22 protein-coding genes are annotated in these 25,343 nt (G+C 65.9%); 10 read left to right on the forward strand and 12 right to left on the reverse strand.

What is annotated here, in order from left to right; all coding sequences use genetic code 11:
• Positions 1-32 precede the first annotated feature (32 nt).
• Positions 33-1,322: a TetR/AcrR family transcriptional regulator gene (locus ACWF99_RS04985; RefSeq protein ID WP_378662058.1), complete on the forward strand. Its 1,290-nt coding sequence runs from the start codon at positions 33-35 to the stop codon at positions 1,320-1,322.
• A 64-nt stretch (positions 1,323-1,386) separates the two neighbouring features.
• On the opposite strand, the gene ACWF99_RS04990 is transcribed toward ACWF99_RS04985, so the two are convergent.
• Positions 1,387-2,532, reverse strand: a complete 1,146-nt coding sequence (locus tag ACWF99_RS04990) for an acyl-CoA dehydrogenase family protein (RefSeq protein ID WP_378630905.1) — start codon at positions 2,530-2,532, stop codon at positions 1,387-1,389.
• A gap of 532 nt (positions 2,533-3,064) precedes the next feature.
• Here ACWF99_RS04990 and ACWF99_RS04995 point away from each other — a divergent pair.
• The 3 genes from ACWF99_RS04995 to fadD5 are packed head-to-tail and all read left to right on the forward strand — an operon-like array spanning position 3,065 to position 6,460.
• Positions 3,065-4,051 carry an NAD(P)H-dependent flavin oxidoreductase gene (locus tag ACWF99_RS04995; RefSeq protein WP_378630903.1) on the forward strand — a complete coding sequence of 329 codons (987 nt, stop codon included), beginning with the start codon at positions 3,065-3,067 and terminating at the stop codon, positions 4,049-4,051.
• Positions 4,048-4,854, forward strand: coding sequence for an enoyl-CoA hydratase-related protein (locus tag ACWF99_RS05000; protein WP_378630902.1), 807 nt, complete (start codon positions 4,048-4,050; stop codon positions 4,852-4,854). The genes ACWF99_RS04995 and ACWF99_RS05000 overlap by 4 nt, the downstream gene beginning before the upstream one ends.
• Positions 4,855-4,882: 28 nt before the next feature.
• Positions 4,883-6,460 carry a fatty-acid--CoA ligase FadD5 gene (gene fadD5, locus ACWF99_RS05005; protein ID WP_378630900.1) on the forward strand — a complete coding sequence of 526 codons (1,578 nt, stop codon included), beginning with the start codon at positions 4,883-4,885 and terminating at the stop codon, positions 6,458-6,460.
• A 208-nt stretch (positions 6,461-6,668) separates the two neighbouring features.
• Here the strand turns inward: fadD5 and ACWF99_RS05010 are convergent, their stop codons facing one another.
• Positions 6,669-7,874, reverse strand: coding sequence for a PucR family transcriptional regulator (locus tag ACWF99_RS05010; protein ID WP_452534755.1), 1,206 nt, complete (start codon positions 7,872-7,874; stop codon positions 6,669-6,671).
• A 411-nt stretch (positions 7,875-8,285) separates the two neighbouring features.
• On the opposite strand from ACWF99_RS05010, the gene ACWF99_RS05015 reads away from it, so the two are divergent.
• Positions 8,286-8,702 (forward strand): group I truncated hemoglobin, encoded by a 417-nt coding sequence (locus ACWF99_RS05015; RefSeq protein ID WP_452534757.1) that lies wholly within the window; start codon positions 8,286-8,288, stop codon positions 8,700-8,702.
• Between the two features lie 39 nt (positions 8,703-8,741).
• Here ACWF99_RS05015 and ACWF99_RS05020 read toward each other — a convergent pair whose 3' ends face one another.
• Positions 8,742-10,388 carry an acyl-CoA synthetase gene (locus ACWF99_RS05020; RefSeq protein ID WP_452534759.1) on the reverse strand — a complete coding sequence of 549 codons (1,647 nt, stop codon included), beginning with the start codon at positions 10,386-10,388 and terminating at the stop codon, positions 8,742-8,744.
• Between the two features lie 196 nt (positions 10,389-10,584).
• Here ACWF99_RS05020 and ACWF99_RS05025 point away from each other — a divergent pair, with 196 nt between their 5' ends.
• Positions 10,585-11,442 (forward strand): oxygenase MpaB family protein, encoded by an 858-nt coding sequence (locus ACWF99_RS05025; protein WP_452534761.1) that lies wholly within the window; start codon positions 10,585-10,587, stop codon positions 11,440-11,442.
• An 86-nt stretch (positions 11,443-11,528) separates the two neighbouring features.
• Here the strand turns inward: ACWF99_RS05025 and ACWF99_RS05030 are convergent, their stop codons facing one another.
• Together ACWF99_RS05030 and ACWF99_RS05035 are read right to left on the reverse strand one after the other, a co-directional pair.
• Positions 11,529-12,161, reverse strand: coding sequence for a TetR/AcrR family transcriptional regulator (locus ACWF99_RS05030; protein WP_378630894.1), 633 nt, complete (start codon positions 12,159-12,161; stop codon positions 11,529-11,531).
• 46 nt (positions 12,162-12,207) lie between these two features.
• Positions 12,208-12,951, reverse strand: a complete 744-nt coding sequence (locus ACWF99_RS05035) for an SDR family NAD(P)-dependent oxidoreductase (RefSeq protein WP_452534763.1) — start codon at positions 12,949-12,951, stop codon at positions 12,208-12,210.
• Between the two features lie 794 nt (positions 12,952-13,745).
• On the opposite strand from ACWF99_RS05035, the gene ACWF99_RS05040 reads away from it, so the two are divergent.
• From ACWF99_RS05040 to ACWF99_RS05055, 4 genes are all read left to right on the forward strand, one after another.
• Positions 13,746-14,987: an oxygenase MpaB family protein gene (locus ACWF99_RS05040; protein ID WP_378630891.1), complete on the forward strand. Its 1,242-nt coding sequence runs from the start codon at positions 13,746-13,748 to the stop codon at positions 14,985-14,987.
• Between the two features lie 66 nt (positions 14,988-15,053).
• Positions 15,054-15,332, forward strand: a complete 279-nt coding sequence (locus tag ACWF99_RS05045; protein ID WP_452534765.1) for a hypothetical protein — start codon at positions 15,054-15,056, stop codon at positions 15,330-15,332.
• 66 nt (positions 15,333-15,398) lie between these two features.
• Positions 15,399-15,665: a hypothetical protein gene (locus tag ACWF99_RS05050; RefSeq protein ID WP_378630889.1), complete on the forward strand. Its 267-nt coding sequence runs from the start codon at positions 15,399-15,401 to the stop codon at positions 15,663-15,665.
• Positions 15,666-15,953: 288 nt separating this feature from the next.
• Positions 15,954-16,607 carry a class I SAM-dependent methyltransferase gene (locus tag ACWF99_RS05055; protein ID WP_378630888.1) on the forward strand — a complete coding sequence of 218 codons (654 nt, stop codon included), beginning with the start codon at positions 15,954-15,956 and terminating at the stop codon, positions 16,605-16,607.
• Positions 16,608-16,710: 103 nt separating this feature from the next.
• On the opposite strand, the gene ACWF99_RS05060 is transcribed toward ACWF99_RS05055, so the two are convergent.
• From ACWF99_RS05060 to ACWF99_RS05090, 7 genes are all read right to left on the reverse strand, one after another.
• Positions 16,711-17,694 (reverse strand): alpha/beta hydrolase, encoded by a 984-nt coding sequence (locus ACWF99_RS05060; protein ID WP_452534766.1) that lies wholly within the window; start codon positions 17,692-17,694, stop codon positions 16,711-16,713.
• A 199-nt stretch (positions 17,695-17,893) separates the two neighbouring features.
• Positions 17,894-18,928 (reverse strand): alpha/beta fold hydrolase, encoded by a 1,035-nt coding sequence (locus tag ACWF99_RS05065; RefSeq protein ID WP_378630886.1) that lies wholly within the window; start codon positions 18,926-18,928, stop codon positions 17,894-17,896.
• 80 nt (positions 18,929-19,008) lie between these two features.
• Positions 19,009-20,337, reverse strand: a complete 1,329-nt coding sequence (locus ACWF99_RS05070; protein WP_452534767.1) for a lipase family protein — start codon at positions 20,335-20,337, stop codon at positions 19,009-19,011.
• Positions 20,334-21,293, reverse strand: a complete 960-nt coding sequence (locus ACWF99_RS05075; protein WP_378630883.1) for an AurF N-oxygenase family protein — start codon at positions 21,291-21,293, stop codon at positions 20,334-20,336. The genes ACWF99_RS05070 and ACWF99_RS05075 overlap by 4 nt, the downstream gene beginning before the upstream one ends.
• Before the next feature lie 84 nt (positions 21,294-21,377).
• The gene (locus ACWF99_RS05080) at positions 21,378-22,061 is read right to left on the reverse strand and encodes a TetR/AcrR family transcriptional regulator (protein WP_378630881.1); all 684 of its coding nucleotides are present in this window, start codon (positions 22,059-22,061) and stop codon (positions 21,378-21,380) included.
• Between the two features lie 172 nt (positions 22,062-22,233).
• Entirely contained in the window at positions 22,234-24,462 is a 2,229-nt protein-coding gene (locus tag ACWF99_RS05085) for an acyl-CoA dehydrogenase (RefSeq protein ID WP_452534769.1), read from the reverse strand.
• A 2-nt stretch (positions 24,463-24,464) separates the two neighbouring features.
• Positions 24,465-25,343 carry an SDR family oxidoreductase gene (locus tag ACWF99_RS05090; protein WP_378630878.1) on the reverse strand — a complete coding sequence of 293 codons (879 nt, stop codon included), beginning with the start codon at positions 25,341-25,343 and terminating at the stop codon, positions 24,465-24,467.

A 25,343-nucleotide genomic window follows, 5' to 3' on the forward strand; every position in this document is an offset into this window, starting at 1 on the left:
GGCGGATCGACCTCGCGCCACCAGGCGATAGCATGACAGGCAAGATCATCGGGAACTCACTGTCCCCGCGCGGAACAAAGGGTAAGACGACGAGCAGCCAGGCAGACGAATCCCCCGCGGATGCGCCGACTCGCCAAGTCCGGCGCAGGCCGAAGAATCGTCGTGCCCAGATCGCGGCAGAATCGGCCGCCGCCTTCGGCGCGCACGGATACCACGGTGTCAGCATGGACGACATCGCGCGGCGCCTCGATATCAGTTCCACCGCGCTGTATCGGCACTTTCCGAGCAAGTACGCACTGTTCCGGGAGGAACTTCTGCGATTGTCCGGGATAGCTGTCGGCGCGGTCGAGCTGCCCGCCGAGGCCGCCGACTGGGAGCCGCGCCGGCGCGTCGACCATGTGCTCGACGCCATCATCGGGTTGACCATCGCCAATCGGCCGACCGTGGCGCTGGCTCGCTGGGAGCGCCGTTATCTCGAGCCGGCCGATCTTCAGGAGTTCACCGATCAATTCGCCGCGGCTATCGCGACGCTGCGCAAGCTGATCGGCGAGGTACGACCCGAGTTGGACGGTCGAGACCGGGCGGTTCGCGCGGTCTCGATCTTTGCCGTGGTGAGCAGCATCGGCGACCACCACGCCACCGTTCCGGTCAAGGCCCTCGCCCGGCTGCTCCATGCGACCAGCTGGACGTTGATCGACGCTGACCTCAGCGGACTCGACAGCACGAAGACCGCCGGTTCGAGGGGCGAGCAACCGCAGCCGTTCAAGCATGATCTGCTGCTGGGCAAAGCCGTCGAGCTGTTCCACGAGCGCGGCTATCCCAATGTCAGCATGGAAGATATCGCCGCCGCCGCGGATCTGTCGGCCGCCTCGGCGGTGTACCGCTACTACCGCAGCAAGAGCGACCTGTTGGTCGCCGCATTCCGGCGCGCCGCCGACCGGGTATCGGGAGCGATCGCGCCCGCGACAGCCGCCGCGGACACTCCCGCCGAAGCACTCGGCACCCTGATCGAACTCTATGTCTCCGGTTCGTTCGCCGAGCGCGCGCTGACCTTCGTCTACTACGCCGAGTTCAGCCATGTAGACCAACCCGATCAGGTGACCCTGCGCCATCTACAGCAGCTGATCATCACCGAATGGGCGAAGTTGGTGGTGGAAGCGAGGCCGGACCTGTCCATCGGCGAAGCCCGGATCCTCGTGCACGCGGCCTTCAGCCTCGTGGTCGACCTCGGACGCACCTTCGGCGACCATGGAATCAGTCCGCAGGAGAAGGTGATCCGTTTACTGGAGACCATTCTGCTCGGTCAGCCCCTGCCGCGGTAGGCAGCGAGCGACTCGACAGGGGGCGTCCGACCGTGACCGGTCGGACGCCCCTTTCCCCTCCGTGTCAGAGACCGAACGTCTTACCGATGATGTCGCGCTGGATCTCGCTCGTCCCGCCGAAGATCGTGGAGACCAGGGCGCCACGGACGTGCTTTTCCATGTCGAACTCCCGGGCGTAGCCGTAGCCGCCCATCATCTGCATCCCGGCCAGTGCGACCTGCTTGGACGTCTCAGTGGCCTTGAGCTTGGCCATCGATGCTTCGCGCGCGAAGGTCTTGGTCGGGTTGGCGTCGACCGCGGCGGCCACGCTGTAGACCAGCAGTTTGGTGCATTCGATCTCGGTCGCGAGGTCGGCCATGCGGTGCCGTAGCGCTTGGAAGGAACCGATCGGCCTGCCGAACTGCTTGCGCTCACTGATGAACTGCAGCGTGTCCTCGAAGGCACGCTCGGCAGCGCCGAGGCTCATCGCGGCCAGAATGAGCCGTTCGAAGTTCAGCCCGGTCATCAGCTGACGCCAGCCGTTGCCCACCTCGCCGACCACCGCGTCCTCGGGGAGCAGGCAGTCGGTGAAGTACAGGTCGTTGGTCTCCTTCTGGTTGCCCATCAGCTCGATCGGGCTGATCTTGAGCCCCGGCGTGTTGGCGGGCACATGGAACATGGTGAGTCCCTCGTGCTTGCCGCCACTGCGATCGGTGCGCACGACCAGCAGGATGTTCTCCGAGATGTGCGCGTTGGAGCACCAGGTCTTCTGACCGTTGATCAGCCAGCCGTCGTTGGTCTTCTCCGCCTTGGCGGTGATGTTGCCGACGTCGGAGCCCGCTTCCGGTTCCGACATCGAAATCGACTGCGACGCACCACGAACGATGCCGCGCAAGACCACGTCCTTTTGCGCCGCGGTACCGAACTTGGCGTAGGCACCACCGGTGATGAGGGTCGGCCCGATCGCACCGATCGGCAACATGCCGCGCAGGCTCTCCTCGAGCAGGATGCACATGTCGACCATCGTGGCGTCGGAGCCGCCGTACTCCTCGGGCACGGTCAGGCCGAGCCAGCCCAGTTCGGCCATCTTGCCGTAGACACCCGCGTTGTGTTGCTCGGCATCATGGTGGGTGAGCGCGTCACGCTTCTCCCGGGTGCCCGCCTCACGCTTGGCGAACGCGGCGACCGCTGCCGCGAAATCCTGCTGTTCCGGGCTGAATTCGACGCCCATGGTAATGGTTCTCCCTTGCTTCGTGGTGTGGATTGAAGATCAGCTGCCGGTAACGCATCGTGGTGACGCGACGGAGCCATGTTGACGATCAGATGTTTCGCCCATCGCCGCAGTGCGGCCTTGCCCGCCCTTGGCACCCAGTGCCGCCCAGCCGCTCGCGGCTGCACGAGCTCGTGCGACGGCTCGGGCACGGCGGCCTCGTCTTCGATCGGCCCGCGGCCGAGAACCGCACCGGCCACAGGAGGGCGAGTCTCCGAGAAACTGCTTGTCAACAGCCCCTGCGACAAGGGATTCAGTCATCGACGACTTCTTTCGAAAGGAATCGGATCAACCCGTCCAGCGCACCCGATCACCGGATCGACCAGGGTGGGCCCAGCGGTTTTCGCGCTTGGCCCGATTTCGTTGACAGGAACGCTCCAGCTCGGTTAAGTTAACACCCATTCTCAATAAGTTAATCACGATTCTAGCCGGATGCAAAGAGCCCGCGGGTTTCCTGCCACCGGCGCAGAACTCCCGAGCGGAGAGAGGCTCCATGCTGCGCACCCGATTCACCGAGGCATTCGGTGTCGAGCACCCCATCGTGCAGGGCGGGATGATGTGGGTCGGCCGCGCCGAGCTCGCGGCCGCGGTCTCGGAAGCGGGCGGTCTCGGCATCATCACCGGACTGACCCAGCCCACCCCGCAGGCACTGCGCGAGGAAATCGCTCGGACCAGGGATCTCACCGACAAACCGTTCGGCGTGAATCTGACGATCCTGCCTTCGATCACTCCGCCGCCCTACGCGGAGTACCGCCAGGCGATCATCGATGGCGGCGTTCCGATCGTCGAGATCGCCGGCGGCAACCCGGCGACCCACCTGCCCTACCTCAAAGACGCGGGCATCAAGGTGCTGCACAAGTGCACCAGCGTCAAGCACGCGCTCAAGGCCCAGCAGGTCGGCGTCGACGCGGTGAGTATCGACGGCTTCGAATGCGCCGGTCATCCCGGCGAGAACGACACACCGGGCTTGGTCCTGATTCCCGCCGCCGCGCGTGAGATCGAGATCCCGATGATCGCTTCCGGCGGCATCGCCGATGCTCGCGGATTGGTCGCCGCGATGGCACTCGGTGCGGACGGCGTCAATATGGGCACCAGGTTCCTGTGCACGGTCGAGTCGCCCATCGCGCACGTGGTCAAGGAACAGATCGTCGCCAACACCGAGCTCGACACCAAGCTGATCTTCCGGACCTTGAACAACACTGCCCGAGTCGCCGATAACGCCGTCAGCCGCCAGGTCGTCGAGATCGAGCGCGGCGGCGGCACGTTCGACGATGTACGCGAGCTCGTCGCGGGCGCTCGTGGCCGCAAGGTCTACGAGGACGGCGACCTCGACGCCGGCATCTGGAGTGTCGGCCAGTGTCAGGGCTTGATCCACGACATTCCCACCTGCGCGGAACTGGTGGCGCGGATCGTGCGCGAGGCCGAGACCCTCATCGCAGGACGCCTGGCCAAGTCCATCGTCGAAACGGTGGCCCGATGAGCGAGAGCATTCTGGTCACAGAAGTTGGCGGCGTCCTGCGCCTGACGATCGACCGCCAAGCACGGCTGAACGCGATCGATCTCGAGGCGATGACCGAGCTGGGCGATCTCATCAGCTCGGCCGCAACTCGGCCGTCCGTTCGGGTGATCGTGCTGACCGGCGCGGGTAAAGCGTTCTGCACCGGCGCCGACCTGGCCGCCGCGGCCGCCGCGGGCGGCAACGAGGCCTCACCGCAGGTCGTGATGGACACCGCCAACGCGCTGATCCGCGCGATCATCGCCTCGCCGCTGCCCGTGATCGCGCGGGTCAACGGGCCCGCCGCCGGTGTCGGCGCGTCGATCGCGCTGGCCGCTGATCTCGTCTACGCAGCCGACAGCGCCTACCTGCTGCTGCCGTTCACCTCCATCGGCCTGATGCCCGACGGTGGAGCAACCGCGGTCGTCGCCGCCGCCATGGGTCGTGCCAGGGCCGCGGAGATGGCGCTGCTCGGCGCCCGATTGCCCGCCGCCGACGCCGCCGCGGCGGGTTTGATCACCCGGTGCGTACCCGCCGCCGAACTCGACGATCAGATCGAGGCGGTTGCCGCCCAACTGGTCGCGGGTCCTCGCCGCGCGCTGCAACTGACGAAAGCTGCCATCAACGCGGCGACGCTGACCGAACTCGACGCCGCGCTCGCGCGGGAGAAGGACGGACAGATCGAGCTGCTGACCTCCGCGGACTTCCTCGAGGGAATGACCGCGATGCTGACCCGTCGCGCGCCGAACTTCACCGGCGCCGTGCATCCGATCGCCGAACCGGCCTAACCCTTTCCGCGCCTTCGAGGAGACGACGATGTCCACAGAACCCCTGCGCTCGCGCCGCAATCACTGGATGAACCAGATCGCGATCCATGCCACCACCATCCCGGATGCTCCCGCCGTGCGGTACCTGGGCAAGACCACCAGCTGGGGTGAACTGCACTGGCGAGTGGGACGGTTGTCCGACGCGCTCGATCGGCGCGGCGTCGAGCCCGGCGACCGCGTGATGATCCTGATGCTCAACAACACCGAGTACCTCGAATCGGTATTCGCGATCAACACTCTGGGCGCCATCGCGGTGCCGGTGAACTTCCGGCTCACTCCGCCCGAGATCGCCTTCCTGGTCGCCGACAGCGGCGCCTCGGTGATCATCACCGACGCGGTGCTTGCTCCTCTGGCCGCAGCGGTGAGCGCCCAGTCACCGGATCTGAGTACGCACATCGTGGTCGGCGCATCGACCGGCGACGGTGTTCTCGGCTACGAGGACCTCATCGCCGAGACCGGCGAACCGCACGAGCCGCGCGATGTCGCCGAGGACACCGCGGCCCTGATCATGTACACCTCCGGCACCACCGGAAACCCCAAGGGCGCGGTCCTGACCCACCTGAACATGAGTTCGCAGGCGCTCACCTGCATCCGTGCCATGCGCTACAGCGCCGACGACATCGCCTTCTGCGCGTCGCCACTGTTCCACATCGCCGGATTGGGCAGTGTTGCATCGTGTTTCGTACTCGGCGCGTTGACGGTGATCCATCCGCTCAAGGCGTTCGACGCGGGCGAGGTGCTCGATGCCTGGGAGAGCGAGCGCGCGACCTCGGTGTTCCTGGTGCCGGCCCAGTGGCAGGTGGTGTGCGCCGATCCGACTGTCGCACAGCGCGATCTGCGGCTGCGGGTGATCAGCTGGGGTGCGGCCCCGGCCTCGGACACCGTGCTGCGTGCCATGGCGGAGACCTTCCCGAACGCGCTCAACGTGGCGGTCTTCGGGCAGACCGAGATGTCGCCGATCACCTGTGTCCTCGACGGCGAGGACGCGATCCGCAAGCTCGGCTCTGTCGGCAAGCCGATCCCCACCATCGCCACCCGAGTCGTCGACGACGAGATGAACGATGTCGCCCAGGGCGAGATCGGCGAAATCGTCTATCGCGGACCGACTTTGATGCGCGAGTACTGGAACAACCCGCGCGCGACCGCCGACGCGTTCGCGGGCGGCTGGTTCCACTCCGGTGATCTCGTGCGCCTCGACGAGGAAGGCTTCGTCTATGTCGTCGACCGCAAGAAGGACATGATCATCTCCGGCGGCGAGAACATCTACTGCGCCGAGGTGGAGAACGTACTGTTCGCGCACCCACTGATCAGAGAGGCAGCGGTGATCGGCCGCGTCGACGACAAATGGGGCGAGGTCCCGGTCGCGATCGTGGCGGTGGAGGACGGCGGCGAGATCAGCCTCGCCGACCTCGAACCGCACCTGAACACCCATCTCGCCCGCTACAAGCACCCGAAGGACCTCGTGGTGGTCGACGCCCTGCCGCGCAATGCGGGCGGCAAGGTCGTCAAGCACGAGCTCCGCAAACTGCACGGCTCGACGGGCCTGACACCCGCGGTCTCCAGCTGAGATAGATCCCGACTCCGTTGCGGGTTCCGGCGGTGGTCTCCTCGGCAGCCGAGCCGAGGTGACCACCGCCGTTTCGTCAATTGGTGCCGGATTCGTTCTCGGGAACCACGTACACACGCTCGGCCGCTGTTCCGGGATCCGCCCCATTGCGGGCGATACCGTGCCGATCCTCCGAAATCATCCGCCGCACGATGACATCGCGGCCGACCTACTTCTCTTGACAGCTCGCTTTACGCACGATCAGCGCCGACTGCAGATACCAGAGTCCATCGGCCGACGAAGGATCGAAGCCCGTCAGTTTGCGGATACTTTTCAGCCGGTAATCGATGGTGTTCATATGAACGCTGAGCTGCCGCGCGGTTCGGCGACGGTTCAGATTGTTATCGAGGTGCGTGCACAAGGTTTCCATCAGAATCGGATTGTCGTCGAGTGGGCTCAGTATCGCTTCGATATGCCGGCGCACAGCAGATGGCCTGGTCAACTGATATTCGACTGCCAGATCAGCGAAACGGAACAGACCGGGCGGGCGCTGAATTCTTTGCACGAGATCCAAGAGGTCGCACAGCTGATCAACAGTTTCCGGAATCTTCGCCGGCGACGCCTCCGCGCAGGTCGCGGTCATGTCGACTCCGGCCGCCGCGGACAGCACGGTCAACAACGTGTCGAGGTCCCTTGTTTCAGCCGACGGAACGAGGATGACGCCACCGCGCACATCGAGCCGTGACAACGCGCGCACCGACCCGTGGCGATCCAGGGCCGCCCGGATATTTCGAAGCATTCGCCGGACGTCCATCTGCGTGACAAATGTGTCGGACGTTCCGTCACTACCGGACGGAAAATGCACCGCCAACACGGAATAGCTCTCGGCGACCTCGAAACCGCTGCAACGCGTCACCGTCGACGTATCCTGCCCGGCGAGCAACGCGACCGCCAAGGAGTTCCTGACCCGTTGATCCTCGACGACCTCGGCCGCGAGATGGTCGGTGTACGCGAGTGATATCGCCGCCGTCACGCTGTCGAGCATTTCGGTCGCCAGTTGGCGCACGACCGAGAGCTTCTGTTCTTCGGAGCCGACCACACTCGAGGCGATCAGCTCCAAACTCGTTGTGAAACCCTGACCGATCGCCTGATCGATCACTTCGCTGGGAACCTCGGCACGAGCTCGCGGCGACCCGGAGGTGCGGTGCCGAACGGTGTCGCCGCGTCCGCGGGGCGGAACGGTCGCCAGGGCAGTGCCCGGTAGAACATCAACAGCGGCCAGGGCACCACCGGTGACGTCACCGGCGCGCGTAGCCATGCTCTCGAGCATTCGGGAGACCAACTCGTCGGCGAGCGCCCGGACTCTGATGGAGGACTCCGCCGTGGCCACACGGGGCCGCTCAGAATCGATTCTGGGTGAATAGTCGGTAGTCATCTTCGACTTCCTCACTGCGTTCAACGTCGCCTCACGGCAGCGATGGCTGGCAAGCAGTCTCCCACGTCGAAGGCATCAACACAAGGTTATGTTAATGCCTATTCCGCCGTAGATGAGCAGGTATCTGCCGAGGATAAGACCCCTGGACACAGCTTACTGGGCACCCACGGCTGGTAATCAAACTCAGTTCTGGCGTCTGAACTGCAATTATTCAATTGGCGACCAGGAAGACCGTCGTTCGAGACCCCCGAGCGAACTCCGTCAAACCCGAAACAGGTCGATTCTCAAGCGGATAAGTTACTGTCAATTCATCGGCGTGCCGGATGCCTCCGGCGACTGTCACCGACCACCCCATCAGTGACGTTTGCGAAAACGAGGACTCCCACCATGGACGAACCGGATCGACGCAGCATGTCTGCGTCCGAAAGCGATGCCGATACCTCGGAGGAAGGCTTGCCGCCCTACGAGCGGATCGGCGGCCGCCATGCCGTGGAGACGGTCGTCGAAGACCTCTACCGACGCGTCCTCGCCGATGACCGGTTGTCGCCGTTCTTCGCCGGCACGAACCTCACCCGAATGAAGGGTCGGCAGGTCGAATTCTTCGCCGCACTACTCGGCGGACCGGTGCCGTACGTCGGCGCATCCATGCGAACCGTTCACCGAGGGCGCGGCATCACCCCAGTCCACTTCACCCTGGTCGCAGGCCATCTCACCGACGCGCTCATCGCAGCCGGGCTCGACCGAGAGCTGACAGACCACGTGATCAGCGCGGTCATACCGCTGGCCGGTGACATCGCCACGTCTCGGGAGCCACCCACCCCGGCGTGACCTCGACACCGCACGCGCAGAAGAGGCCGCGCCCCGACCTCACCGCGGATCGACGCTCTCGAGCTTGCGACGAAGCAGTTTGCCGGTGGCATTGCGTGGCAACTCGTCTACGAACACCACATCCCGCGGGACCTTGTGTCGCGCGAGGGCCGCTTTGACGTGATCCTTTATCTGTTGCGCGTCGCACGAAGCACCGGGTGCGGGCACAACGAACGCGCGCAGGCGTTTTCCGAAGTCGCGATCGTCTACCCCCACGACCGCCGCCTCGAGGATGTCCGGTCGTTCCACGAGCAGGTTTTCGACCTCGAGCGGAAAGACGTTCTCCCCACCGGAGATGATCATGTCGTCGTCGCGACCATCGATGAACAGCCTTCCCGCCGCATCGAAATGGCCGACATCGCCACTGGACTGCATTCCGTCGACGATCTCCTTGCCTGTGCCGTCGGTGTAGCCGCTGAAACTCAGTGCGCTGGCCACGAAAATGGTGCCGACCACACCCGGTTCGGTGACCCGGCGGCGGTCGTCATCGTAGATCGCGACCCGGCAGCCCACGGGTGGGCGGCCGACGGTGCCGGGCGCTTCCCGCATATCGCTGGGCGTGGCGACGGCTGCCACCGCGACCTCCGTCGAGGCATACAGGTTGTAGAGCACCTCACCGAACGCCAGCGCCGTACGCCTGCTCAGGTCGGGCGAGATGGCGGATCCGGCCGCGAAGATCACCTTCAGTGAGGAGGTGTCGTATTCGGCCAGCACGGACTCGCCCAGATCGACGATGCGCTGCAACATCGTTGGTACCAGCACCAACGTGCCCGCCCGATGGTGTTCGATATCGGCCAGCGTGCGTCGCGGGTCGAATTTGCGCTGCTGCAAGACGATCGTGCTTCCCAGCGCCCAACCGAGAATCAGCTGAGAGAGACCGGTGCCGTGGAACGCCGGCGCCGCGAGCACGGTCGTACTCGCCTTCGGCAAGGGGATCCGGTCGAGGAACTGCGCCGATTGCAAGGGCGACACTTTGGCCCGCGGCGCACCTTTCGGTGTTCCGGTCGTGCCGCTGGTGAGTACCACAATCCCGCCGGGCTGCTTGGGGCTCACCGGCGGTCGGGTGTGCCGGCCCGCTCGGACATCGTCCAGCGTGGGCTGCCCGTGGTCCACCCAGCCGTCGTCCATGGTCAGAATCATCGGTAACTTCTTGGGAAGGTCGTCGAAGCGGTGAAGGAACTCGGCGTCGAGCAGGATCGCACCCACGTTTTCGCGTTCGGTCACCGACACCAACTGCAGGCCCGCCATTCCCGCGTTGAGCAGCACGATGCGCGCACCCAGTTTGCCCGCGGCGAGCAGCGACAAGACCATCCCCCGATGATCCCGGCAGAGCGCGGCCAGCACCGTGCCACTCGCGATCCCCCGCGCGACAAGGCCGTTGGCCACCGCGTTCGACCTGCGATCGAGCTCCGCGAACGTCAGCGGCCCCAGCTCGTCGACGATGGCCGTCGCGGCGCCGTTGTGGCGAGCCGCGTGCGCGAACGCGGTGGCCACAGGACCGAGCACGGTCGCATCCCTGGCAGTACGCAGCAGCTCCACCGGATGCCGAAGCTCGATCGCGCCGCTTCTGCGCAGAACCCCGACGGCGGACAAGCCGTCAGCCATCGTTCTGACCAGGGCCGCAGGCATGCTCGGGATCACTGGCATGGACACCTCCGAAGGGGTCGGGTACTCGGGACAAGCGATCGGAATCCCAGCGCCGACAGCCGATGGCGATCGTAGCCGGTGCCGGAATCATTGGTAACTTAATACCGCTGAAATCGCCGAAAAGCATTGTGGAAGACCGGCCTCGGTGAGAACATGAGCGCGTGAATCTCTCACCCTTTCGATTCGGAGGCCGGCCATGACCCGTTCAGCAAGGGCTGGTCGTCCGCGGGATGTCTCCGACGACATCGCGCGCCGGCACCGCTACCTCAACGGTGTCGGCGCGTTGCTGGGCGGCCCGGCGAACGTGATCATGCAGCTGAGCCTGCCGCCGGTCGGGCGCGGCGTAGTGGAAAGTGTTGTCGAATCGGGCAGCTACGCGACGCGGCCGGCCAAGCGCGGTCGAACCACGCTCACCTACCTCGCGGTGGCGATGATCGGAACCGACGAAGATCAGGCGGCCTACCGTGCCGCGGTGGGCACCGCGCACCGGCAGGTGCGCTCGGGACCGCACAGCCCTGTTCGGTACAACGCCTTCGACCCTCAGCTGCAACTGTGGGTGGCCGCCTGCTTGTACCGAGGCGTCCTGGACACGGTGAACCTGCTCTTCGGCGGAATGAACGAGCAGGATGCCGACGAGATGTATTGCGATGCCGCCAGGTTCGGGACAACCCTGCAGATGCCGGCCGAACTGTGGCCGGCCGACCGCGCGGCCTTCGATCGGTACTGGGACTCCATGCTCGGCGATCTGTCCTTCGACGACGAAGTCCGCACCTACTTGCTCAACTACGTTGTCGAATTGGCGGCATGGCGTCGAAGCGTGCGCGTCGCGTTCGGTCGGGCGAATCGCTTCTTCACCACCGGGTTTCTGCCACAGCAGTTCCGCGACGAGTTGGGCCTGCCATGGAGCCCGCGCAGGCAGCGAGTGTTCGAAATCGTGATGCGCACGCTCGGCCGACTGCTCGAGGTGCTGCCGGACACGTGGCGAGCTCAGCCCTTCGAGCGCTACCTGGACGACATGCGTGAGCGTAGATCCCAGGGCAAGAATCTGATCTGAGCGGAGACACACGTCGCATCGGGTCCAGATCCTCGGACGCTTCCCGCACCGCCGCGGCGACTTCGTCGACCCCGCCGGTATTCGCACTAGCCCGTTCCGGACAGTCCTGTCCAGAACAGCGCAACGGTGGTGTCGACCGCGTCGATCTTGGGAATCGGGCGACCGGCGTCGAACCAGTAGCGGGCCGCCAGGTGGCTGGCGCCGACGAGACCGAACGCGCAAGCCCGGGCACGGTAGGGATCCATCCCCACCGCGTCGAGTTCGGCACCGACCAGTGCCGCACATTCGGCCATCGCCATCCGAACCCGACCCTCGACGCTCGGCTCACTCGGAACCGGCGTGTCGAACACGAGCGTGTATCCCGCACCGTCGTCTTCGTCGACGAAGTCGAAATAGGCCGACACCGTGCGCCGCACCTTGTTCTCGTACCCGGCGGTCGTTCGGAGCGCACCACGCAGGCCATCGACCATGTGGTCCAGATACCGTTGCAGCACAGTGGAATACAGGTCCACTTTGCCCGTGAAGTGGTTGTAGAGCACCGGTTTGCTCACCTGGGCCCTGACGCTGATTTCTTCCATACTGGCGCCGTGGAAACCATGGTCGACGAAGACGTCACGCGCGGCGCGGATGACGACCTCGCGGCGACGGGCACGGGCTTCGCCGCGATCCGCGCGGGTGAGGATGTGCGCGTTCCTCACTTCGCCGCGTATCGCGGTCATCGAGCCGTACTCGTTCCCACCGGCTCAGCAGGCGATGGGCGGTCGATCATGCTCGCCACAGCCGGTTTCCCGACCGGGAGACAACGATATTGGGGACGACGGCGTTAGCGGACAGACGAGTGATGGCCAGCACCAGTTCAGCGATGTCCCCGGTCGTCAGCATCGCCGCGCGGTCGAGTTCGTCGCGTTTCCACGCGGTCATATCGGTATCGACATAGCCGGGTGAGATAGCTGTCGCACTGACACCGTTCGCGGATTCCTCCAGCGAAATGGTTTCGCAGAGCGACACCAGAGCGGCTTTCGACGCCCCATAGGCGGCCAAGCCCGGCTCCCCCGCGACACCGGTGATCGAGGCCAGCGCAACGATTTTCGCACCTGCGCCGGGGTTGTTCTTCGCCGTCTCGCGCAGCAATGGCAGGCAGTGCTGCACAAGGGTCAGGGGGCCACGAACGTTGATGTCGAACATGCGGTGGTAGCCGGCGGCGCTCATCGTCGCTACCGGACCGGCGGTACCGGTGCCGGCGCAGTGCACCAGAACGTCCAGGCGACCGAACCGGTCGGCGTGCGTGTCGGCGAGGCGCAGCAGCTGTTCGGGATCGTTCATGTTCGCGATCACCGTCACTACGTCGACACCGTGGTCGGTGCGCAGCTCTTCAGCGGTGCTGTCCAGCACCGCTCCATCGCGGGCAGCGAGCGTGAGGTCGTAGCCGAGTTCGGCCAGACGCCGTGCGACCTCCGCGCCGATCCCGCGCGAACCGCCGGTGATCAGGGCACAACGCCGATGGGTCATCGCTGCGCCGATCCCGTGTCAGCCGACGCCACGATCATCGAGCGGCAACGATCGGCCTGCTGCCCGAACACATCGGCGAGCAGGGCAGCGCAGGACAGTCCCCCGCCGCGCGTTCTCCGGCCAGGCGGTGGTCGACGTACGTCGACGACGACAGCGGACATCTTTGACTCCTCACGCACTGTCGCCGACGGTCGGCGACAGATCCAATAAGTTAGCCATGATTCTCGCATACACGGGAGACCCACTCAAGATCCGGGATACGCGGCGCATCGTCGAATCTTTGCCGATATGTTAATGCACATTCCTGATAGTTTCCGTCGCAGGCGCCGCGCGTTCGATCGCCGCTCTCCGGTAGATCGCCCGCACGGGGACGCGCCCCAGGGCACGGTCATACGTCAGTACATGCCCCTATACAGCATATTAACCCTCTGAATCGGCCAGCGAAAACGAGAGTCGATAGCCATCGACCAGAGTCGGCGATCCAGCTCGCTAGCGCTCCGTCCACCTAAGTTACTGCCTATCCCCTCTTGGAGGACCTCAGCAGGAGGTGACCACTGCCGAACCGGCGCATGCCAAGCAACCAGGAAGAGTAGGCAGGTCACGGCGCTTATCGATGCTTCGGCTCCGCTTCATGCTCCCCGACCACGAAGGACGCCGGGCGTCAATCCGGATTCCGTGGACACAGTGCCCACTCCCTGTTAAGTTACTGACTATTCTAGGCTGATGCAGCGAAGCGAATCGAGTGTTCTCGCTGCGGCCTGGGAGTCTGAACGTGCTCAATGAGGAGTAATGTCATGGATAGACTCAATAGGCGTAATGCGCTGAAAGCCGGCGGAGTGCTCGGCGTTGTCGGCACCATCGGATTGGGTGCGATCGCACGGGCAGATCCGTGGACGTGGTCGCCGGAAGGATCGGTGGCCGGATCCGGTTCCGGCGTCGACCCGTTGACGGTATGGGATCCCGAAGCCGACGAACTCGTCGCCGGACTCGTCGACCGAGGCGAAGTCCCCAAGGTCAACGAACTGTTGCGGACCTGGACCAAGAACGGTCAGGCGCTGCCTGCCGGCTTACCCTCGGAGTTGCGCGACTTCATGGAGTACGCCCGCCGACTGCCGCAGTGGACCGACACCGGCAAGTTGGATACCGCGATCGCGTTCAACAAGAAGCGCGGACTGTATCTCGGTGTCCTCTACGGGTTCGCCAGCGGCATGATGAGCACCGTCATCCCGAAAGAGGCGCGCGCGGTCTATTACTCCAAGGGCGGCCACGATCTCAAAGATCGCATCACCAAAACCGCGAAACTCGGTTATGACATCGGTAGCGCCAATGCCTATGCCCCCGATGGGGAAATGATCGTCACCTGCGTCAAAACCCGGCTGGTGCACGCGGCGGTGCGTCACCTGTTGCCGCAGTCCCCGCACTGGGTGCACTCCGCGGAGGAGGACAAGCCGATCAGCCAGAACGACATCATGGTCACCTGGCACAGCCTGCCGACGACCGTGATGAAGCACCTCAATTCCTGGAAAGTACCGATCCCGGCACACGAATCGGACGCTTTCCTGCACTCCTGGCAGGTCGCCGGGCACCTGCTGGGCGTACGTGACGAATACATCCCCAAGTCATGGCCCGACGCCAATTCCCAAGCGGCGCAGATCCTCGACCCCATCATCGCGCCGACGCCGGAAGGCGCCAAGCTGGCCGATCGGCTCCTCAGCCTGGGCGCCAACATCGATCTGTCGATTCTGAGCAAGCCGGTACTCGGCGCGTTCACTCGATTCCTGCTCGGCGACAAGATCGCCGACGGGCTCTCGATTCCGCGGGAACCGGTCTGGGACCCCCTGCTGCAAGTCGCGTGGGGTCCGTTCATCGCCGTGCGCGAGGGCGCGCTCACCGTGGTCCCGCCGCTCCAGGATCCCTACTGGCTCCTCGACGAATTCCTGCGCAAAGCCGCGCTGATCTATCTGGCGGAACTGCGCTTGCCGATCAGCATCGAACTCCCGACGATGAACCGCGATATGAGCAAGCCTCCGCGCTGATCTGCCGGCGAAGTTCTGCACCAACCCATTTCCCGGGAGTTCCCACTCCCCAGCAAGGAGCATGAAATGCGCAACACCCTTCGTATCACCGCAGCCTCGGTCGCGGTAGCAGGCCTCGTCGCAGCCGCAGCGGGCACGGCGGTAGCCGAGACCGGCTCATCGGCAGCAGACTCGGGCTCGGCAGCGGCGAACTCGGCCGCGGTACTGGCCGGGCAAGGTGACATCATCGGATTGATCGTCCTGCTCGGCGTCACTCCGTTTCAAATGCTCACCGGTGGCATCTGCGATCTGGCGACATCGACAGGTTCGGCGAGCCCGTGCACGCCGGGAGCCAAGCACTACTGAAAGGCTCTTGTCTCCGATTGACGCGACGACAGACCCATCGTCATCGCGACGATGAGAGAACCGAAAATGCGAGACAGTTCAGTCGAACGCGCAGCAGCACCGCCGTGGACGCCGAAGCCGGTCTCGGCGTCCGGAATTCGCGAGGTGCTCGACTACTTCGGGAAGTGCCCTTCGTGCGGCTATCCGGCGCGGGCCAGCACGCACACCGTCTATTACAGCGACGGATCGACCACCGCGATGGTGACCGGCATGTGCGAGTCACCCTGCGGTTGGACCGGGCCGGTCGAGCTGACCAGGATGACCGATCGCCGCCGGTTCGGTCAGCCGGATTGACGACTTCACCATGATGGCGCAGACAGAGGTTCGGCGCATCGGGCGCGAGCATCGCACCGGGTGCGCCGAACCTGCTACCTCTCAGCCCCCTCTGACCTCTCTGGCCACGGCCGCACCGCAGACCCTCCACTGACGCCGGCCGAGGCGCGCAGACGATGTTGCCCGATGTCGTGGCACCGCAATGTAGTCGGACTACGCTGACCGCCATTGCCGCCCATCGATGCATTGAGGGGATCAAGCGTGACCAGCAGTGAATTCGCGTACACCGGGTGCGACAACCTGGAGGCGATGACCGAAGCGGTCAATTACAACAAATTTCTGATCGACTGCGTAGATAAACATGTCACGTCGCCGGACCTGCGCATACTGGACTTCGGTGCCGGTCGGGGCACCTACGCCGATATGCTGGCCGAGCGGCAGATCATCCCGGATTGTCTGGAACCCGACGCCGAGCTGCAGAAGTTGCTGCTGTCGAAAGGCTACAAGGTCGTCGACTGCGAGGCCGAGCCATCCGAAGCCGAAATGTACGGTTTGATCTATTCTTTCAACGTTTTCGAGCACATCAAGAACGACCAGGAAGCGTCCGAACACCTGACCTCGCTGTTGCGGCCCGGCGGGACGCTGGTGATCTATGTGCCCGCGCTCGAGATGCTGTTCACCTCGATGGACACCAAAGTCGGGCACTACCGGCGTTATCGCCGAACTCAGCTCAACCGCATTCTCCGTAACGCGGGTCTGGAGATCGTGGAGTCGCGCTACTGCGACCCGATCGGCTTCTTCGCCACCCTGGCCTACAAGTTCGCCGGCAGCGACGACGGCACGATCAACACACGAGCGCTGAAGCTCTACGACCGCGTGGTGTTCCCGCTCAGCAAGCTCCTGCAGGCCGTCACCGGCAAACTGTTCGGCAAGAATGTGCTGGTAGTGGCCACGAAGGCCTGATACCCCGGGCGGCAACGGATCCCGATGACCTGTTCGATGGGCACCGGGATCCGTCGCCGCGCTGGGCTATGGACAGTTCGCCAGGCTCGGTGAGGCCGTCGGCTCAGTTGGTCCGGCTGCCCACCGACTGCGCCAGGAACGGCCACGACGAGCGCAGGTCGTCCTCCCAGTATCCCCAGGAGTGTGTGCCGACAGCCCGCTCGTCCAGCGTCACCGCAATGTTCAACTCGCGCAGCCGGTTCGCGAGGTTGATGGTGCAGAAGTGCACCGCTGCTTCGATGGGACCGCCGAAGGCGATCTGGACCGGGAGCGGAATCCTGCCGTCCTGGACACGCGCGTCAGCCGGTGTGTCGTGGGGTGCGCCGGGGATCCCGGTACCGGTACTCAGATAGACCTCGGTGCCGCGCAGCCCTTCCGCGTTGACGAGCGGATCATTGGCTCGCCACAAGGGGCCGTTCCGTGGGCCCCACATGTTCTCGATGCTCTGCCCGCCACCCCAGTTCTCGACCGTGATCCGGACGAATTCCTGGCCGATGGGGTCCGAGGTCTGCGCGCAACCACTGTAGGAGGCGACGCTGTTCCAGAAGCCGGGCTTGGCGATCGCCAGGTTCAGCACCGAGGTACCGCTCATCGACACACCGACTATGGTGCGGTTGCCGTCGGCCCGGAGGAACCCCTCGATCACCGACGGCAACTCCTCGTTGAGGAACGTCTGCCATTTGTTGCGGCCGAGCACCGCGTCGTCGCGCACCCAGTCGGTGTAGTAGGAGCTGGCGCCGCCTACCGGGGTCACGACGTTGACGTCCTTGTCGCGCAGGAAATCCACGGCGTCGGTCTGCGCGTCCCAGCCACTCTGATTCGGGCCGCCTTGGGAACCGTTGAGCAGATACATCGTCGGCCGCGGGTTCTCGGTATCGGCGGCCCGGATCACCTGCACCGGGATCGGCTTGTCCATCGCGGGCGAGAAGACGGTCACCAGCTGGCGTCTGCTGTCGATATCGACTGTCGAGACCACCCCGGCAGTCTCGGGTAAGGCGACAGCGACGCTCGCAGGCAGCACCAGCGCGGCCGAGGCCAGCGCGCTCACCAGCGCAGCATTTACCGCGGCCGTACGGATCGATCGACGTGTTCTTCTCACTAGCGCGAACCTCTCGTCTACCGGATGCACTGATCGAATCAGTGCGGGTCACCCCACGGCGGACGTGAGGCATGAAGAGAGGTTCGGACTGCACCTGCCCGCGGTTTGGTGGAGCGGCCGAAATTCTGCGGGCACAGGTGTGTGCGGGTCAGCGGCTGAGGAACTCCTCGATCGCGGGCCAGGTGGTGTCGGCGGCGGAAACCAGTCCGAGGTGTCCGCCACTCACCTCCACGAACTCCACCTCGGCGGCGTTGGGCAGGACATCGAGGCCGCGGCGCACCGAGGCGGCGGGCACCACCACGTCGCTGGGGCTGCCCGCCAGCAAGACCCGGCAGGTGACCTTCGACAGTTCGATCACCAGATCCGATCGCAGTCGGATCGACCCGCCGGCGAGTTCGTTGCGCAGCACCAGGCTGCGGTAGATCTGCCAGTACGAGCGACCCGGGTAGCCGGGCATGGTAGCCATGAACCGGTCGGTGGCCTCCATCCTGGCCAAAGCTTCGGTGTCGAAGGCGTTGCGGGCCAGGAACATCGGTTTGGCGAGCTCGCGGTCGAAAGCCTGGATCCGGAAGCCGAGCCGCACGAATTCCTGCGGGATGCCGCCCATCACCTTGGTCGCCACGGCCATCTCGCGACCACCGGTGACCTTGGCGAGAAGGCGCAGCGGGATCAGGAACGCGGTGCGGGCCTGGTCGATCGGTGCGGCCAGGCAGGTGATGGAGGCGATCGGCAGGTCGGCGTGGGCGGCCGCGGTCAGCAGCGCGAGCACACCACCCAGCGACCAGCCGATGATGTCGACGCCACGGCCGTCGTGTTCCTCGCTGACCCGCGCGATCGCCTCGGGCAGGATGTCGTCGGTCCAGTCCTCGAGGCCGAGATCGCGGTCGGCGTACCCGAATTCGCCGTAGTCGATGACGTAGGGCTGCCTGCCCCGGTCGAGCAGGAAGCGCACCAGACTCTGCCCCGGCCGCAGGTCGAAGCAGGCGGTGGTCACCGCGAGCGGCGGCACCAGCAGCACCGGATTGCCCGTCGCCCGCGTGGTGCGGTCGTAGCGCTTCAGGTGCCGGTGTGCGCCGTCGTACACCGTCGTCGACGGTGCGGGGCGGTAGGACTCGAGTCCGCCGCCGAACGACACCGACCACACATTGCGCACCGCGCGCGGCAGATCGGCAACGATCCCCATCGGTAAACCCCTTACCTCACCAGTTACTGCCTACCGGCAGACCCACAGTTTCTTATCTTACCAGTGAGTAAGTTGTAGCTTCAGGCTGCGTGACGAGCCTTGCTCGCCGTGCGCTGCCTGCCGTGACCGGCGGACGAGGCCGTGATGGGCCGCCCGAAGAGGACCCGCAGCACGACCCGTGCGAGGGCGCCGAACCCCCGACGGCCCGCGGGCAGCGCGAGCACGCTGCGCACCGTCCGGGTCTGCGACGGTGTCACCGCGACACCCCTGAATCGGTCGTCGAGCCAGTTCAGGCTCAGCGGCGTCGACAGCGGCAGCAGCGAGATGTGCTCGCTCGCCCGGTCGCGCAGGTAGGTCACGTGCGCGCCCTGCTCGCGGTAGCGCCGCACCAGCGCGTCGATATCGTCCACCGCGATGATCTGGTCGTGCACGGCTTGCAGCACCAGCAGCGGCACCGCGGGCGCCCGGTCCCCCAGTGTGAGATCGGCGAAGACGGCCAGCATCGCCTCCATGGCGAGCAACTCGGCGATGGGGGTGCCGCTGTGCCGGTCGACGTTGTAGCGGGCCAACCGCAGCACCGCGGCGGCGGTGGTCGACTCGGCGGCCTTGTCGAGCACCGCGCGGCCCTCGTCGCTGAAATGGGTGGCGACGAGTTCCTCGAACGCCGGATACACCCGGCGCAGCGCGGCGACGACGAGGGTCGGCAAGCCCGCGTGCAGCCCGCCGTTGAGCCGATGGAATGTCGAGACCAGATCGCCCACCGGGGAGCCGAGCACGGCGCCGGCGATGTCGAGCTCCGGCGCGTAGGTCGGCGCCATCTCCGCGGCCCAAGCCGTGGCCAGCCCGCCGCCCGAGTACCCCCACAGCCCGACCTGCGCCTGCGGGTCGAGACCGCCGGGCTCGAAGGCCAGTGCCGCGCGGATGCCGTCGAGTGCGCGGTAGCCCGGTTCGCGCGGCGCTCCCCACGCGCCGAGCATGCCTTCGTGATCCGGAATGGAGATCGCCCACCCTCTGGCCAGCGCGTCGGCGAAGCACAGCTGTTCGACGTGCACGAAGGTGCCGACGGCGCGAGAGCCGCGCTGCAACGCGTAGGAGGGAAACGACCGCGGCGAGATGGCGTCGATCGCGCACTGGAACGACAGCAGTGGGGCACCGGGCGCGACACCGCCCATCGGCGTCACCACCGTGGTGACGGACGCCTCGGGCATGCCGTTGAGATCGGTCGTGCGATAGAGCAGCTGCCAGGCCCGCACCTTCATGCCGATCACACCGAACGCGGCGAGCTCGACCGGCCGCGAACGCAGGATCGTGCCCTCGGCAAGGGTCTCGAACCCGGGCCGTGGCGCGAAGAACGGGTCCTTGTCCGGGAGCACGGCCGCCGTGGGCGCGGACCAGCTTTCGGCCCTCATGCGGTCCTGCGCGCGGGCTCGCTGCGGTAGCGCGAGACCGGTCCGTCGATGCCGAGCAGCTGCCACACGCGCTTGGCGACAGGATTCATCAGGCCGATGTCGGTCGCGAGCGCGCGGACATCGGTGAACACATCCCGCTTGATGTGGCGCGAGTGGTCGTTGCGCCAGTACGCGTCTCGTATCACCTCGCCCGGAATCCCGAACTTCTCGGCGAACTCCTTCGGCGGTGTCGCGATCATCGCCAGCATCACCCGCATGATGATCGGGAAGGCCACGGACAGCACGGTTTTCGACACGAAGTTCATCGTGGGCACGTTGATCCGAAGATATTCGTGCGCGAACGAGATGTGCCGGGCCTCCTCGGCCACGTGGATCTCCATCACCCGGTGCACCATCGGATGTGGATCGGTACCGCTGCGCAGCAACGCCTTCTGCAGGTGATCGATCGGCTCCTCGCCACCGAGCACCAGGGCGAAGAAGAATCCGGGGAAGAACTTCACCGCGGGCCAGATGATCAACGTGAGCTTACGATCGACCGAGCCCATGCCGATCACATCGCGGTAGCCGATGCGATTGATCATCTCCTGGAACATCATCGTGTGGTTGCACTCTTCGGCAGCCTCGTGGGTGATGTACCGGAATTCCGGATCACCGTTGGGCACCGACGGCAGGTACTGCATGAGCCCACGGATGAGCAGCTGTTCGAAGTCGATGCCGACCTTCGCGATGCAGGCTTGGCGCCACAATCCCATCGCGATCCGCTTCTCGACAGGCTGGGCTTTGTACCAGGGGTGACGGCCGAGCGGGTCCACGTCGGGCAGGATCCAGCGCGGGTCGTCGGAGTGCACGGCGAACTCGGGCGAGTCCCAGTCGATGTCGACATAGGGATCGAAGTGTTTGGTCACCGAGCCTTCGGACAGGCTCTGCAGGACCTCGTGGTAGCTGGACAGCGTCATCGGTGTCTCCTCGGTGCGGTTCCACTACCCAGTTTAGTGGTACCAGCGGTACCACACAAGGGTTGACGCTACTGCGTGTTACATCTAATTTTGCGCCGTCAGTTCGGCGATCGACGTGCGCGGATCGAGCGTGACGCCAACCTCGCGCAGACTGGCGTCGATGATCGCCCAGATGGCGATCTGGAGGTAGGACGACAGTTCCGCGGCGTCCATCGGCTGCATCGACCGGCTCAGCCACCGGTTCACACTGCCGTCGACGAAGCTCACCAGGCCGAACGACATCGGCTCGGCGACCGCCACCGGTGCCGACTGTGCCCGCAGCGCGCTCTCGAACACCTCGCGCACGGTCCCCGCGATGGCGATCTTCGTCCCGGACACGATCGGCGAGTTGTGATCCTTACTGGCGCCGGACCCGGCGCCGAGGAAATAGTGCAGGCGCGGATTGGTCGCGATCCAGCCCACGTAGGCGTCGACAGAACGCGCGATCGCCTCGGTGACGGTGCCCTCGGGGTTCAGGGTGGGGGCGAGTACCGCCATCAGGTCGTCGATGATGCGGGTGCGCAGCTGCTCATCGAGGTCTTGACGGTCTTTGAACAGGCGATACAGCACCGAGCGTGGGACACCGGCCAGATCGGCGATCTCCTGGACGCCGACCGAGGCGCCTTGGGCCTGCACGGCCGCGAGGGCGGCGGCGAGGATGAGTTCGCGGCGGTCGGCGCGGTGACGGTCCCAGCGGCTGGCTCGGCCGTCGGTGCGCTGTGCGGTCACATCATCTCCTTCACCGGGCCCGTGCGGTGCAGATGCCGGTCCGGCGCTCTGCTGCATACAACGCTCTGCTGAATACAACGACGAACTGTAGTCCAGCGATTCCACCGATCCGGCCGCGCACAGGCACCGGCGATCGCCCGGGCGTCGGGCGCTTGCCCGACGCCCGGGTCGCTCACCCCTGTGCCGCGGCGTCGCGTGGCAGGCCGAGCATCCGTTCACCGATGACATTGAGCTGGACCTCGGTGGTGCCACCGTAGATGGTGGTGGCACGGCCCGCGATCAGCTGTTCCATCGCGTGGTCGCTGCGCTCACCGGGCACCGACACCACACCGGCGACACCGAGCTCGGCGACGACGTACTCCGAAATCGCCTGTCCCAGCGCCATTCCCAACAGCTTTCCGACACTGGACGTGGTGGACACGTCGATGCCGGACAGCTGCTTGAGCACCACCCGTGAACTGATCACGTCCACCGCTCGGCTCTCGGCCATGAGTTCGCCGAGCCGGTAACGCGCCACCGGCGAGAGATCGCGGCCGATCGCGAAGCGCAGCAGGTCGGTGTCGGTGGCGTAGGCCTCCATCTTCTGGCTCAGCGCCACCCGCTCACCGGCCAGCGTCGTACGGGCCACATGCCAGCCGTCGTCGACCCCGCCGACCACGTTCTCGTCGGGAACGAACACGTCATCGAGGAACACCTCGTTGAACAGCGCCGATCCGGTCATCTCCCGCAGCGGGCGCACGGTGATCCCGGGGCTCGACATGTCGAGCACGAAGTAGGTGATGCCTTCGTGCTTGGGCTTGTCGGGGCTGGTGCGCGCGATCAGCATCGCCCAGTCCGAGAACTGCGCGACCGTGGTCCAGATCTTCTGTCCGCTCACCCGCCAGCCACCGTCGACCTTGGTGGCCTTGGTGGTCAGGCTCGCCAGATCCGAACCCGCGCCCGGCTCGCTGAACAGCTGACACCACACCAGCTCGCCGCGCAGTGTCGGCACGACCAGTTCCTGCTTCTGCCGTTCGTCACCGTGCGGAACCAACGCGCCGACCGCCCAGGTTCCCATCAGCAACTGCGGCATCTGGATACCGGAGGTCTTGATCTCCTGCGCGATCACCACCTGCTCGAGCGGCGAGGCCGAGCGGCCGTAGGGCCGCGGCAGGTGCGGGAGGTTCCAGCCACCGTCGCCGAGCGCGACGAGCTGGTCGTCCTCGTCGTCGATCGCCGCGATCTCGGCCAGCTCGGCCCGGACCGACGCCCGGATCCGCTCGGCTTCGGCGGGCAGTTCCAGCTCGCTCGACAGCGTCAGCCCCGACAGCGCGTAACCGGCCACCGCCTCGGCCCGTTCGTCACGGGCGCCGAGCAGCCCGCGCAGCGCGAGAGCCCGCCGGTAGTACAGGTGCGCGTCGTGTTCCCAGGTGAAGCCGATACCGCCGTGCACCTGGATGCACTCCTGGGCGACCTGCACCGCGGCGTCCGGAATGATCAGCGCCGCGACAGCTGCGGCGTACTCCGCGGTGTCGTCGTCGCGATCGAGAGCGTAGGCGGCGTCCCACAGCACGGCACGCGCCTTCTCCAGCGCGATGCCCATCTGGGCGCACTTGTGTTTGACGCCCTGGAACTGACCGATCGGCCGACCGAACTGCACCCGGGTCTTGGCGTATTCCGACGCGGTCGACACGCACCACGACATCACGCCGACCGCTTCGGCGCCGAGCACCACCGCGGCCACCGAACGCACGCGCGCCGAACTCACCTCGAGCACCCGGTCGAAGGAGACCTCGACCGAATCCGCCTGCAGCCGTGCCGAACCGCGCAGCACATCGATGCTGTCCTGCGCGCCGACGGTCAGTTCGATGTTCTCGAAGACGACCCACCGCTGTTCGCCGGCCACCGTGACGGGCGCGATGACGACATCGGCCGACACTGCCCCCAGCACACCGTCGGCCGTTCCGCTGACGGTCAACGTGCCGTCGGTGAGCGTGCCGGTCAGGTTCGAGGTCAGGGCCACCGCGCCGGTGCGCGACCCGTCCGCCAGCCCGGCAATCCGAGCCAGGCTCGGATTGCCCTCGGCGCGAATGTCATCGGCGGCGGCCAGCACCGCGGCGGCGAGCACGGTCGGCACGAACGGGCCGGTGTGCAGGCCACGCCCGAGCGGTTCGAGCGCGACAGCCAGCGTCAGCAGACCGGCGCCCTGACCACCGAGATCCTCGGCGATGTGCAGGCTGAGCAGATCCTGGGCGACGAGGCCATCCCAGAACGGCAGGACTTTGCCCGCGTCGGTGGCCTCGACCGCGGCCCGGACGACCTCGGCGGTGATGGTCCGCTCGACGAAACCGGCGACCGCGTCGGCGAGGGCCAGGTGGTCCTCGCTGACGCCGACCCCGAGCTCATAACTGTTGCGCGCCATGGCTAGTTGGTCTCTTTCAGCTGGGCGGCCACCTCGTCGATGGTCCACGGTCCGTCGGTCTCGACGGTGCGCACGTCGTGCCAGCCGGCCAGCTCGACGATCGCCCCGCCCTGCACGGCGAACACCTTGCCGGTGATCGCGCAGTCGGCCTCGGCGAGGTGGGCGACCAGCGGGGAGATGTTGGCCGGGGAGAACGCGTCGAACTCACCCTCGGGCACCTCGGCCGCGAACAGCGCGCCCATGCCGGGGGTGGCCAGGGTCAGGCGGGTACGCGCGATCGGGGCGATCGCGTTCACGCGCACGCCGTAGCGTTCGAGTTCGTCGGCGGCGACCAGGGTGAGCGCGGCGATGCCCGCCTTGGCCGCACCATAGTTACCCTGACCGGCGTTGGGCATGAACGTGCCCGAGGCCGAGGCGGTGTTGATCACCGAGGCCGATACCGGGGTACCGGCCTTGGACTGCGCCTTCCAGTACGCGGCGGCGTGGTGCAGGGTGGCGGCGTGGCCCTTGAGGTGCACCGCGATGACCGAATCCCACTGCGACTCGTCCATGCCCGCGATGAACGCGTCGCGCAGGATGCCCGCGTTGTTCACCACGATGTCCAAGGTGCCGTACTCGCTGACCGCCTGGTCGACCAGCGCTTTCGCGCCGTCCCAGGTGGCGATGTTGTCGGTGTTGGCGACCGCGGCACCGCCGGCGGCGACGATCTCGTCGACCACCTGCTGGGCCGGGCCCGCGTCGGTGCCGGTGCCGTCGTTGGCGCCGCCGAGGTCATTGACCACGACCTTGGCGCCTTCGCGGGCGAACAGCAGCGCATGTTCGCGGCCGATGCCGCGACCGGCACCGGTGATGACCGCGACACGACCGTCGAGTTTTCCCAT

The sequence above is a fragment of the Nocardia sp. NPDC055002 genome, assembly GCF_053608825.1.